Source organism: Halovulum dunhuangense, from assembly GCF_013093415.1.
Classification (GTDB): domain Bacteria; phylum Pseudomonadota; class Alphaproteobacteria; order Rhodobacterales; family Rhodobacteraceae; genus Halovulum; species Halovulum dunhuangense.
The window spans coordinates 1-12,440 of sequence record NZ_JABFBC010000010.1; the positions used below are offsets into that span (position 1 = coordinate 1).

Genomic DNA, 12,440 nt, shown 5'->3' on the forward strand with positions numbered 1-12,440 from the left:
CCCCAGAAACATCATCGCCTGACAAAACGGCGGGCCAAACGCGCTCAGGCTGGGTGATCGATGGCCCGAAGCGAGGCGCGTTCGCGCAATTGCGGCGTGATCCGGATATTCGTGACCTGTCGGCCGCCCGATTCCAGAAGATCGAGCAGAAGCGTCGCCGACTTGAAGCCGATCGCATAGGCGTCCGTCGTGACCGTGGTCAGCGGCGGGCTGAGGTACTTGGCAAACTCGATATCGTTGAACCCGGTAATCGAGATGTCGCGCGGGCAGTCCAGGCCGAACGATCTGCAGGCGTTCATCGCACCGATCGCCAGAAGATCATTGGCGCAGATGATGACCGTGGGCCGGAGCCCCTGGGCGCCCAGCAGCTGCTTAACCGCCAGCGCCCCCTCTTCGACCGTGAACTTCTTCGCGATGTAGATATGCGACTTCTCAAGGGAGATGCCCCTGGCCTCCAGCGCATCAAGGCAACCCTCGTGGCGGTCATGCCCCGTGGAGATGTTCTGCGGCCCGGCCACGACGCAGAACTCCCGGTGGCCCCTCGCAAGACAGAGATCCACCATCATCCGCATGCCTTCCCGGTTGTCGACCGTCACCGAGCTGATGCTGTTGGAGTTGCTGCGCCGCATGACCGAGACGGTAGGCAGCTCGTTGTCGAGGCAATCCTGGATGAGCGGGTCCTCCAGACGGGTGGTGCCGATCAGCAGCCCCTCCACCACGCGCGCCGACATGCGCCTCAGGATCCGGCTCGCATCCGCGTAGGAATTCCCCGCATTGCCGAGCAGGACCATGTAGCCCCGCTCCTTGGTCGCATCCTCGACCCCGCGCAGCACACGCGGGTAGATCGGATCGCTGATATCCGGCACGATGAACCCCAGGGTCCGCGATGTCCTCCGACGCAAGCCGGCAGCGGCCTCGTTCGGCGTGTAATCCAGCTCCCGCGCGACCTTGAGGACCTTCTCGACCACCTGCGGAGATATCATCTTGCGCTTGAGCGGGTCCATCACCCGCGAGACGGTCGAGGCATGCACCCCCGCAGCCTTGGCGACTTCGCTTATCTTGACGCGCCTCGTGCGCGGTTGCCCCTTGTTAGATCGACCGGTGTCCCCGGTCTTGCCGCCCTCATCCATTTCCGTCCAGTGCTCTTCGCTTCTCTTTCTCGACGCGACCCGTGGCGCTTGTGCAGGATATAGCATTCGGGTCGGGGTATGTCACATCGCGGATGACCGGATGATGGCCGCCGGATCCGGGCGGGCTGGGCAACGGGGCGTTGCGCGGAGTTGTGCGGGTTGCGCAGCGCCAGGCCCCGTTGGGGGGTGAGTGTTTCGGCCAACTCGGCGAGGGTCCGCCAGCCGAGGAGGGAATGGGGGCACTCGGTGTTGCAGTCCCTGCGCCAGGCCGCGAGCGTGGCGCGGGCATGGTTCAGGGACGGTGACAGCGTCTCGGGAAGGAGCCCGTCCAGCAGTCGGCCCTTGAAGCTCTCGGTGATGCCGTTCAAGGACGGGCTTGTCCGGGGGGCTATGTCATGCCAGTCGATCTTGCGGTCATCGGCGAAGGTCAGGCGCCCGGCCTCGCTGGCATCAAAGCCACCATCCTTGGCCTTCCAATTGCAGATGGTCCCATCGCTGAAGCCGTGCTCGCGGCCCAGACCGGCGAAGGAGACGCCCGCCTCCTGCTACTTCGGAACGCCGATGATCTGATTTTCGGTGAACCTGCTGCGCCTCGGCTCTGCTCCACCCGGTTGGGCCAAGGCCTATCTCAGCCTGGATTGGACGGGGGCAATGTGACATTCCCGTTCTGTTGCCCCGGTGCTTCCTGGGGTGCTGGAAACGCAAACGCCGCCCGTGAGGGGGGCGTCTTCGCGAGCCCGTCGAGGAGGGCAGGATCCTCGGCCACGCTGTAGATCGCGGCCTGCCCCGGCTCGTCGGACAGGGCATGGACGCGCTCGGCGTCGTTCGAGATCCGGTCGCGCTGGACGCGGGACATCTTCTCGATGGCGCCGAGAAGCGGCCCGGAGAGGTCGGCGTCCGACGCGGGCCAGTCGAACTCGGTGGGCAGGCCGATCTCCGGCCGGTCGAAGTATTCGCGCAGCGCCTCGCCGGGCGTCTTGCGAAGGAAAGCGGACAGTGCAGTCACCGGGGTCTCCTTTCTGGCGATTCCATATATCGGCTGATCTGCTAATCAGCGTATATCGGGCCAGAGTGGAGTCAATCGAAAAAATACGCACTTCCGCGGATTAGCGATCAGCGGCCGAAGAGCGAGGTCTGTCCGTGTGCCGAAGTGATCAGGTTCAACTTCAGCAACCTGATGCGGGCGGCCTCTTCGGAAACCGCGAACCGCTCCATGACCATCTCGATCAGCCGCGCGGCATGCTCCGTCGAAACGTGGATATCGCCATGCAGCTCGCGCGGGCCGCAGTAGTCGGAAACGAGGCGACGGACTGGCGTGGCCGGCATCAGCAGCGCGCCGCTGATGTAACCGGCTTGCCATTCCATCCAGTCGGACTGCGGGGCGTCCAGGATGTTGTCGCGCTTCGAGATCGCCTTGTTCGCATTCACGCCGCGCTCGAGCAGGTCGCCGTTGGCGAACTTCTGCGCCCAGAGAGGCCCGTGGAACTTCACGTGCCCGAACTCATGGGTGAGCGTGGTGCGGAAACGGTTTTCGCGCCGTTCATAGGCCGCGATGCGTTCGGAGATTGATACCTTGGGCCCGCGGTCGGGGAAGAACTCGGTCACTCCTTCGACATCTGCGCCGTAGGCGGACAGGTCGGCGTAGCTGTCCAGCTCGGCATCATGCATCTCGATCAGCACGGTCAGGTCGTCGGTTGCTACGGGATAGTGGACCTTTCCGTGGCGCTTCATCAGAAGCTCATGGATCAGCCGCTCGCATTCGTTGTCGAGATCCCGCGCCGCGTAGAAGGGTCGCTCGGCAAAGCGGCCCGTGTTTTCACGGATCATCTTCACCATGCGAACCTCCTTACTCCTTCAACGTCTTCCTGAAATTGGCGAAGGCCTCGACGACCTTGTCCGGAGTGGACGCATCCGGTCGCAGATCATCCGGCAGCCGGCCTGCAAGTGCGTACAGGTAGTCCTCCGGTATGTTCAGGATGCCGGAGAACTGGCGGATCAGGTGCCCCGAGCTGGGGCTGCGTCGATCGTGCTCGATGTCGTTGAGGTACTGCGGGGATATCGACCCGCCACCCTCTTCCTTCATCACGCGCGCTGCGAGCTCCTTCTGGCTGAGACCGAGTCCCTTGCGGGCCTTCGAAATCGCCTGGCCGAAGGTCACACCGTCAGCAGACATATGCGGTTCATCACGTGCTGCTCCCTGTCAATCCGCTTGTTCGCGGATTTGCGAGTTGATACGCTCAATCTTGAAGAGCTTCAACACCGAAGTGCCGAGCCCCGCAGGAGCCGAACGTGTCCAGTCTCAGCCAAGTGAGCTACGGAGGGCCATCTCGCCATCATGTTGATTTCGCTTGATCATGCGACGAGTCGACTTCTCTCAGGCTCGGAACTGTCTTGGCCGGCCTCAGGCGCGGCTCGTGCCGGTTCGATTACGTTAGGGGAAGCTAGCCACCGGCGGCTCTTTCGATTTCTGTTGAGCGCCAACCCAAGCGCCGTCGCTGAGGGCTCTGAATCGCTTTTCGATGGCATAGTCGCAGCTTGGCAGGATGCAGATTCAGATCCAGCTCCCAACGCTTCACAGCCAGCTGCAAGTTTATCTCCTGGCCCGTGGCGTCTCGATCGGCTCGAGACCCGCAATTTCGGAGGACTGAACACCTTTGAAGGCCCGCCATTCGTGCTTCAAACCTCCAGTGATGACTGGTGCCTCGAAGGTACCAACGGGTCGGGCAAGACCTCCCTCGCCAGTGCAATCGTGTGGGCCCTTACCGGCTATCGTCTGCGGGAACACAGTGGTTTGGATCCCGACGGCGGCGCCAGGGAACCGGTTTATGACAATGCTGGCAGGAAGGTTGGCAAGTGGCCGCCGCTGGTTACGTACCCGACCAGAGCCAATGATCTGGAACGCACTGCGACAGTTCAGGTAAGGCTCACTTTTAGAAGCCCTTCTGGCGACGAAGCGATCGCTGAGCGAACTCTTGTCTCGCCGGCCGAAGGCGCGGCTGAAATTGTAAGCGACATTGATCCTCGACTGAACACCGCACCGCAGCTACTCGAGACAGGCCTTCTCATGCCAGCCCGCCTTGCTCACATTGGCTTCGGATCGAAGAGCGCCAGCCTCTACGAGGCGATGAAGATGCTCACCGGACTCGACCAACTGGCAGACATAGCGCTTGGGGCAGCAGCGTTCTGCAACAAGGGGAGACGTTTTCTCAAGTATGCGAAGGACAATGGCGTCGCTCAATTAGAGACCAACTTTGGCGCCAACATCGGCAAGGCCCGAGAGTTGGTCAAAGACTCCAATATTGATATCCCTGAAGATCTTGTGCTTGGCGATGATAACATTCCAAACAGGCTTCAAGAAATTTCAGAGGATGCATCGACCAAGGCTGGGGAGCTTCTCGCCCTCCTAAAGGCAGAAATATCCGATGATATCGACTTGTCCACAGTTGACGGCCGGCGCCGACTGTCACGAGCGGTAAACACTGCACGCGACGTCGTCGAAAATAAGACCAATGGGGTCCAGCTCTTCGCTGCATGGGCCGCACTAAGAAAAGCCCACAGTGACGAGTCTTTCAGAATTTTATCTACCAGCCTGCCAGACTTCGAGGCAAAGTTGCACGCCGCCTTGGACTGGAACGCTAAACAACTCGCGGACGAAAGGCTACGATTGAAGGCACTTGCGTCCCGCTTTTTTGTGCCGGCCGAAGACCTCAAGATGGCAGAAACATGCCCGCTCTGTGCGCAGCATTTGACCACGGAAGATCAACGCGCTCTTGCCGCCGAACTCGCTGCCTTAAAGGCCGACGCGGAAGCTGCCGAACGTGTGATCGACGATGCATGTTCAGATATCGAAAAGGGACTCCGCGCACTATTGCCAAGTCCTGTTGCAGAGCACTTCACGCAGCTGGCAGCCATGAACCCTGCTGTTGACTATGCGGCCGCCGTTCGTGACCGGTTCGTCCATGCTACGCCCTTCTCAGATGTGCTTGTAGGCCTTGCCACCTCAGTTGAGCGACAGGTTTCCTCACAATCAAGCTTTTTGCCGGATTTTCAGTTCGTTTCCTTCGAACCGCCTTCAGAACCAGAACCTGCTGCAGTGAACGAATTGCGCCGGCTCATCCATGACGTGAAGCGGATCATAGCTCTCGTCGACTGGTGGTCAGAGCACCGTAGCGTGTTTGTCACGTCTTGGCTCACGCTCGTTGGCGAGCAGGATGGGTCCGGAACGTGGTCCGTGGACAGCCTCGAGGGCATGCTCACGAAACTGGAAGAGGCCAACGACAAAGCGGAACCTTTGGATAGGATCGCCAAGCACCTGAACGATGCGAAGGAGGCAGCCGCAAAATATGAAGAAATAAATGCCGTACAAGCGATGCGAGAAGAAATCGCAGCGGCGCTCGAGCCACTCAAAGAGCTCAAGAACTTGGTTGATGCGGAGACACATCGGTCGATTCAATCACTTTCCGGGCGTGTGAGCGAAATCCTTAAAGAGATCCGCCTCAAGGACCGTTTTGATTTCGAAAGTACTGAACTCGATAAACGCCAGGTCGCCGTCCACGGACGGTTCAGTGACGACTTTAAGATCGATGCTACTCTCGTTGCAAATGCGTCTTGGATACGGTCAATTCTGTGGGCCTTCGTATTTGCCATGCGAGACGAGGTCATCGAGGACAAAGGTGGGTGCTCCTTTCCTCTCGTCGTCTTGGATGATCCACAACTCACTTTCGACCCAAAGAACAAGCGGAAGTGGGCAGAGAAGCTTATTGGGATGGCTAATGCGCCAGCCACCGACCCCCACGGTATCCAACTTTTTCTTGTGACTCATGAACGTCAGTTTTTCAGTATTTTAACGGAAACTTGCAGCCTCAATGGTGAAAAGGGCCAGATCGCAAGGTTGCATGGTGCTAGCGGCGTTACCCAAATTCTAAATGGAACAAGGCTCGAGCGCAGGTACAGTGATGCGAAAGACGAAGACTCCGATGATAAGGCCTACGAGTACGTTCGCGAGGTCCGGGTTTATTGTGAAGATCTTCTTCGGATTATGCTTCGTCCAGAATCCTATGAGATTACTGGCGACACATTGGGAGGGCTAGTCGGTCTCCTTACGACTTATCAGAAGGACCACGTGGCTCCTTTCAATCGTCCAGCATTCAAGAGGCTCACGAGTTTGCTGAACGAACAGAAAAACAAAGCGATCAAATACATGAATGCCACGCACCACACGAATGATGGTACGATTGGTCTCGCCCAAGCCGAAGATGTAGAACGTTATTGGCGCACCAAGCTGCAGAAGAGCTTTACAGACGCGTTTATGGTAGCCGCTGATTATGACGCCTATGGCGCCGACCCGAGACTGTACGCATACCCTCAGGCGGTGATCGAGTTTCCGGCGTCGCGGTCAGCCGCGGTGGCCGAAGCGGGACTCCTGAAAACCGGGATAGCGGCGGCCGCGACAAGCGACGGCATCGTCGGTAACGGGACGATTTTGATCGAAGAATGGGAATGTGCCGAGCCTCTCACGTTGCACAATCACGACGCCTATCGCGTCGAAGCCTCAACACTCGAGCCAGTCGCGACGATCGGGGACATCGTTCTGGTAAAGAACTACGGCGCACCCAACGCTCGGAACCTCGTTGTGGCGGTCTACGGGGATCGGCTTGTCGCGCGTCGGCTTAATCTCTCCGATGAACAACCTGGGATGGCGGTCCTAACAGGGCAAGCTACGAACCCGTATTCTCTCCCTGAGCCGGTCATCGCCCCTATCGACAAACTCCCCATGCGGAAGATCATTGGAACGCTTTTCATGTCGTCGCGCGCGCCAGCGGTCAGCGCTGCGGGCGAAGTCAGCCCACTGGATAACGTTGCTCTAGCCAGAACAGCACTCGACGGATCCCGGCTCCTGAAGGTCGCAGGGCGAAGTATGGAGCCGATCGCACTCGATGGCCAATACGTCATCACGCGTATGATGACGATCAGCGAAGGGACGCTGAGGGGTTCAGAGGGGCGCCTTGTGATCGCAATAGACGAAAACGGCGCCAAGTACTTCAAGAGGCTGCGGCGACGCGACGATCTGATTATTTTGGAGAGCGCCAACTCAGATGGATCGACTTCGTCCGAGTTGCTGTCGCTGAGCGGGAGCGGCTATCCGAAACTCACGGATCTTCTGGCAGTAGCAGGCGTGCTGTTTGAAGAGCCTTGAGATACGCGGAATCACGTCCCCTCTTGCTTCCACTGTGCTTCCACGGGTGGTGGAAGCGCAAACGCCGCCCCGGAGGGAGGCGTTTAAGCATTTGATATCGCTGGGTAATTTGGTTGCGGGGGCAGGATTTGAACCTGCGGCCTTCAGGTTATGAGGCAACCCAAGGGGACCGAAATAGCTTCGAAAAATCAGCGCCGTAGGCGATTTTCAGGCTCCAAACGTCATCCACATGTCGCACGGAGCAGACGCAAGTCATTGGGAAGGAACGGGAATCCGATATCCAGAGCGGTCATTGCCGCTCCGGAGGCCACGGGCCCGGCGCACAGGGGCGCTCGAACCACGCCCGGTCGCGCAATGCCTCGTTGTCGACGTTTCGCCATGCACAAGGTGGCACGAAGGGTGGGCGCCCGGCGTCGAGCAAAAGGCCGGGACCGACCCTTCCCGTATAGTATCCGTCGCAGCCCTCGCCGGGTTTGCTCAGGCCGCTGACGGCCATGGCTCGCGCATAGTCCACCGGCACCCTGCTGTCGGTCTCGGCCTCGTACAGTCCGGTGAACGCGCGGTCGTACGACTGCACGAAAACGTACCGGTCGTTGAAGCAGAGGAACTCCACATCGCGCGCCAGACGGGTCCGGCCGTTCGTAGCGAACAGATCCCAGCGGCCGTAGCGGTCCCAGTCGAACTCCCGGCTCAACTGCATCCCACTCGGCAGGGTCACGGATTCCTGGAAACTCATCGCCCACCGCGCACCGGCGACCAATGCCCAGAGGAGGACCAGCAAGGCCAGACCGAGCAGCGTGTATCGGGCAAGCCTGCCCGCTACAGATCGCGACCGAGACGTCACCGCCGACCCACCCTGCCGTACTCGCTCCTCCCGGCGTCCTTCACCACCTCGGCGGAGAAGCGCGCTGTCCAGTCGCCGGTGATCGCATACGGTGTGCCACCGGCCTCAATGCCGATGTCAAGAGGGTCCTCGAAGCTGTCGCGGAACTCGAAGGTGGTCTCGCCGGTGATCCGGAGCATCGCGCCGCGGTCGTCGACGCGACCGACGAAGACTCCGCGAACCACGCCGTCGCCATGGGAGAATGCGACATCACCAAAATCGTACGGAGCGCCGAAGTCGTAGCTGAGCGACCCCGCGCCCGACGCGCGCGCTTCATCCGCGACCTGGTCGGCAAGGCGGCGGAACGCGCCCTCGGCCCCATCGCCATAGGCGTACTGCTCGGCAATCTCTCGCAGGTGTCCGATCTCCAGCAGGGTCACAGCGCGCCCGCCGCCATTATAGTAGTGGCGCACGAAATCGCGGTTGGCCCAACAAGTATAGCTCGAGTCAAGGCTCGTGGTGAACTCGTGAAATCCGAACTCGGTCTCGCCAGCCACGAACCGGACGGCCTCGCAACGGCAGTTGTAGTCCTCGCCAGGATGCCCGGTGGCAGGCGGATCGGCCCACGAGAACACGCGGCCGTCGTTCATCCGGTGCGACCTCCGCACGCGCTCGTCGCGTCGAGTGCGCCAGACATACTGATCCGTGATCCCGACCTGTTTCAGCGACAGGCGGATCGGCGTTCCCCGGCGAAGGTATTCAACGAAGGCCATACGATAGGCCTCGGTATAGGTGATGGTCTTGATGGAGGGCCTCTGCGGTCGGCCGCACGATCATCGACAATTTGATTGAAGATCGCGTTAACCGACCGCTCGGTGCCGATCACCCCAGCAGCTTGGCCTCGACCTCGGCCATGGCGTTCTGGTGGTCGGGCGACGGGAACAGGTGGCCGTAGCGCTCCATTGTCATCTGGATCGAGGAATGGCCCGCGAAGGTCATCACCTCCTTGATCGAGAAGCCCTGCTCGATCCAGAGCGACACCGCGAAATGACGCAGGTCGTGCCAGCGCAGCTTCACGCCGACCTCCTCCCGCAGCTTGCGGAACAGGGATTGCGTATTGGTGTGCTGGAGGACGCCACCGCGCGGCGCGGGGAACACCAGCCCGAGGTCGCTCTTCGGGCAGCGCAGTTTCCAGCGGCGCAGGGCGTTCAGCACCATCGGCCCGGCCGGGATATCGCGATAGCCCGCGCGCGATTTCGGCTCGCCCATCTGGTTGTAGGCGTCTGCGCGCTGGCGCACGTAGATGAATCCCTTCTCGAAATCCACGTCCTGCCAGCGCAGGCCACGCAGTTCCGAGGCGCGCAGGCCAGTCAGGGCCGAGACGATCAGGTGGGGTTTGAAGTCCTCCTCGGCCGTCTCGATCAGCGCGCGGATCGTCTCCTTGGACGGCACCGGCGCCTTGTAGTCGATCCGGCTCGACTTGATCACCCGGACGCCCTGCGCCGCGTTGGTGAAAAGCTGGCCGTTGTCGATGGCGTGGTCGAGCAGCAGCTTCAGCACCGAGAGCGCGCGGCGGGTCAGATGCTCGGATCGGCCGTTCAGCAGCAGTCGGTCGCGGAATTCGTTCACATGGCGGCGGGTCAGCTGGACGATCAGCTTGTCCCCGATTCCGACCTCGGGAACCGTGATGTGTAGCCGAACATAGTCGCTGTAGCCGCGGAGCGTGGAACGGCTGGCGCGCGGAACGGGTGGAGCGGGTGCGAACCTCGCGCGCTCGTATTCCAGACGGCCAGGATGCCGACGATGACGAAGGAGACGGCCGCCCGGTGATCCGCATCTTTGCGGGCTTCCTGCACCGGGCCGTCGACATGGCCGAGGGCGCGCTGATGTAGGCAGGGCTCGGCTACTATCAGCGAGGCAGCATGGTGGTGCGCCCGGCGATGGTGCCGGTGGCGGTCTCGGACGACTGCGTGTCGCCAGCGACGCCAGCACCATTCCCCTCCACCTCGAGCTTCTGGATCGCGAGCAGGTTCCCATGGACCTTCACCGCGAGATTGGCGGCGGGGCGCGGATTCGTGCGGGCATCGAGTTCGATGCCGCCGGTCGCCGGGTCGCCTTCCGGGTCTTGTCCTCCCGCCCGGGCGACCCGCTGGGGTCTCTCCGCATGGACCCGCTCCGCGTTCCCGCCGCCGATTGCCTGCATCTGTTCAAGCCGCTCCGTGCGCAGCGCCGCCGTGGACGGAAAGCGCGGCACGGCGGTGATCCAGTTCTCGCCCCGGCCGGAGGTGGAGCCGGTCTGGCAGGACGTGCTGTCGGGAATCCTGCGGCATGTCTCGGTCGGCTACTCCGTCGAGGACTGGGCCGAGATCACAGAGAATGGCGCGCGCGTGCTGACCGCCGTGCGCTGGACGCCCCACGAGATTTCCCTGGTGCCGACGCCCGCCGACCCCGGCGCCCATATTCGCATGGAGACAAAGATGACCGACACCACGACCACCCCGGCCCCGGCCGAGGCGTCCACCACCGAGTCCCGCTCTGAAGCGAATGCCGAGATCCGCTCCATCGCCCGCATCGCCGGGCTGGACCAGTCCTGGATCGACGGCCAGATCGACGGAGGCGCCGATCCTGACACCGCCCGCCGCGCGGCGTTCGAGGCGCTGGCGCAGCGCTCCGCGCCCACGATCCGTACCGAACAGGTTCGCGTGGAGATGGGCGAGAGCCAGGACGACCCCGCGCACCGCGCCAGGCAGATGGGCGAGGCGCTCTACGCCCGGATCAACCCGCGGCATGAGCTTTCCGAGCCCGCCCGGCGCTACGCCTATTCCACGCCCGTGGACATGGCGAAGGAACTGCTGACCCTTCGCGGCGAGTCCACCATGGCGCTGTCGCCCGCGAGCCTCGTGACCCGCACGCTGCACACCACCTCGGATTTCCCGATCATCCTCGGTGACACCGTCGGCCGCGTGCTGCGCGACGCGTACCAGGCCGCGCCCTCGGGCAAGGCGCTGGGCGCATCGAGGAACTGCACATCGGCATGAAGGGCACGATGGACGCTTTGCAGCTCAAGCGTATCGCCCAGATGACCCACCGGGGCCTTCAGGGACGCATCACGGATGGCCGGTCCGCCGGGGGGTTGAGCTACGGATACCGTATTCCCATTGATCCGACGACCGGGCTGCGCCGCACGGGTGAGCTCGAGCCTGATGAAGACCAGGCCGAAGTCGTTCGCAGGATCTTCCGGGAGTTCAGTGAGGGCCACAGCCCTCGGGCCATCGCCCATCAACTGAACGCGGAAGGCGTCCCCTCCCCGAGGGGACGGGAATGGAAGGTCAATACGATCTACGGCAACGCCAGGCGCGATACGGGCATCCTGAACAACGAACTCTATGCCGGCATGCGCGTCTGGAACAGGCTGCAGTACCGCAAGAACCCGGAGACAGACCAGCGCGCGTCGCGCAACCGCAACGAAGCGGAGATCATCCGGGTTGAGGTCCCACACCTTCGGATCATAGACGAGGATCTGTGGCAGGCAGTGAAGGCACGCCAGAGCGGGCAGCGTCGCAGCCTGGAAAGGGCTGCGCCCTCGGCGCTCCGGCGCAAGCGATACCTGCTCTCCGGGCTCGTTCGGTGCGGACAATGCGGGGGCAAAATGACAGTGGCCGGCTCCAGCAAGAGCCGAGCCTATTACTGTGCCAATGCCAAGGAAAAGGGTCCCTCCGTCTGCCCCGGGATGCCGGGGCTGCGGGTCGACAGGCTGCAACCACAGGTCCTGTCGGGGCTCAGGGACGACCTGATGACCCCGGAAGCCGTCGCGCGGTTCCGGTGCCAGTTTCTCGAGCGTATCGCCGAAGCACGGAAAGAACGCGACACCGAACAGGCCTCGCTTCGCAAGGCGATCGCACAGGAGCAGAAGGCGATCGACGGCGCCATTCGTGCCATTCGGGACGACATGGCCACCAGGAGCGTCTACGAGATGCTGAGATCGGCTGAGGAGAAGAAGGAAGCGCTGGAAGCAAAGCTGTCCGCGCTCGACGCGCCTGCTTTCGACATCCCGGAGGATCTTGCGGCGCTCTATCGTTCGCAGGTGGATGCGCTGGCGGAGACGCTGTCCGACCCGGAAGTGGTCCATCGGGCCTCGGAGATCCTCGGCGAACTGATCGACCGCATCGTCATCCGGCACGACGAGACGGTCGGGCACACGGCTGAGCTGGAGGGCAAGCTGTTGGGATTGCTTGCCTTCGCCCAAAACAAAAACGCCGCGACCCTTTCGTGTGCGGCGTCTTCGCTAAAG

Annotated in this window: 12 protein-coding genes and 1 pseudogene; 5 read left to right on the plus strand and 8 right to left on the minus strand. The window is 61.9% G+C overall.

Features of this window, described 5'->3' with window-relative positions; translation table 11 throughout:
- Positions 1-44: 44 nt before the first annotated feature.
- From HMH01_RS17485 to HMH01_RS17505, 5 genes are all read right to left on the minus strand, one after another.
- Positions 45-1,130, minus strand: a complete 1,086-nt coding sequence (locus HMH01_RS17485; RefSeq protein ID WP_281365990.1) for a LacI family DNA-binding transcriptional regulator — start codon at positions 1,128-1,130, stop codon at positions 45-47.
- Positions 1,055-1,648 (minus strand): integrase core domain-containing protein, encoded by a 594-nt coding sequence (locus tag HMH01_RS18070; protein ID WP_171327100.1) that lies wholly within the window; start codon positions 1,646-1,648, stop codon positions 1,055-1,057. The genes HMH01_RS17485 and HMH01_RS18070 overlap by 76 nt, the downstream gene beginning before the upstream one ends.
- 110 nt (positions 1,649-1,758) lie before the next feature.
- Positions 1,759-2,136, minus strand: coding sequence for a hypothetical protein (locus HMH01_RS17495; RefSeq protein WP_216366918.1), 378 nt, complete (start codon positions 2,134-2,136; stop codon positions 1,759-1,761).
- Between the two features lie 107 nt (positions 2,137-2,243).
- The gene (locus HMH01_RS17500) at positions 2,244-2,966 is read right to left on the minus strand and encodes an ImmA/IrrE family metallo-endopeptidase (RefSeq protein ID WP_171327095.1); all 723 of its coding nucleotides are present in this window, start codon (positions 2,964-2,966) and stop codon (positions 2,244-2,246) included.
- A 10-nt stretch (positions 2,967-2,976) separates the two neighbouring features.
- Positions 2,977-3,303, minus strand: a complete 327-nt coding sequence (locus tag HMH01_RS17505) for a helix-turn-helix domain-containing protein (RefSeq protein ID WP_130992038.1) — start codon at positions 3,301-3,303, stop codon at positions 2,977-2,979.
- Positions 3,304-3,465: 162 nt separating this feature from the next.
- Here HMH01_RS17505 and HMH01_RS17510 point away from each other — a divergent pair, with 162 nt between their 5' ends.
- Positions 3,466-7,326, plus strand: coding sequence for a S24 family peptidase (locus HMH01_RS17510; protein WP_171327096.1), 3,861 nt, complete (start codon positions 3,466-3,468; stop codon positions 7,324-7,326).
- A gap of 289 nt (positions 7,327-7,615) precedes the next feature.
- On the opposite strand, the gene HMH01_RS17515 is transcribed toward HMH01_RS17510, so the two are convergent.
- The 3 genes from HMH01_RS17515 to HMH01_RS17525 all read right to left on the minus strand — a co-directional run bounded on the left by HMH01_RS17515 (position 7,616) and on the right by HMH01_RS17525 (position 9,778).
- Positions 7,616-8,107, minus strand: a complete 492-nt coding sequence (locus HMH01_RS17515) for a hypothetical protein (protein ID WP_171327097.1) — start codon at positions 8,105-8,107, stop codon at positions 7,616-7,618.
- Between the two features lie 59 nt (positions 8,108-8,166).
- Positions 8,167-8,955, minus strand: coding sequence for a phage minor head protein (locus HMH01_RS17520; RefSeq protein ID WP_343035405.1), 789 nt, complete (start codon positions 8,953-8,955; stop codon positions 8,167-8,169).
- A gap of 76 nt (positions 8,956-9,031) precedes the next feature.
- Positions 9,032-9,778: a tyrosine-type recombinase/integrase gene (locus tag HMH01_RS17525; protein ID WP_343035401.1), complete on the minus strand. Its 747-nt coding sequence runs from the start codon at positions 9,776-9,778 to the stop codon at positions 9,032-9,034.
- Between the two features lie 128 nt (positions 9,779-9,906).
- Here HMH01_RS17525 and HMH01_RS18030 point away from each other — a divergent pair, with 128 nt between their 5' ends.
- The 4 genes and pseudogenes from HMH01_RS18030 to HMH01_RS17540 all read left to right on the plus strand — a co-directional run.
- Entirely contained in the window at positions 9,907-10,041 is a 135-nt protein-coding gene (locus HMH01_RS18030; RefSeq protein ID WP_343035402.1) for a hypothetical protein, read from the plus strand.
- A 122-nt stretch (positions 10,042-10,163) separates the two neighbouring features.
- A pseudogene (locus tag HMH01_RS18035) lies at positions 10,164-10,328 on the plus strand (phage portal protein); the annotation flags it as partial.
- A gap of 40 nt (positions 10,329-10,368) precedes the next feature.
- Complete coding sequence (locus HMH01_RS17895; RefSeq protein ID WP_343035403.1) at positions 10,369-11,187, plus strand: HK97 family phage prohead protease; 819 nt, start codon at positions 10,369-10,371, stop codon at positions 11,185-11,187.
- Positions 11,184-12,440, plus strand: a 1,257-nt coding sequence (locus HMH01_RS17540; RefSeq protein ID WP_171327099.1) for a recombinase family protein, incomplete at its 3' end; no start/stop codon positions are given. The genes HMH01_RS17895 and HMH01_RS17540, both read left to right, overlap by 4 nt.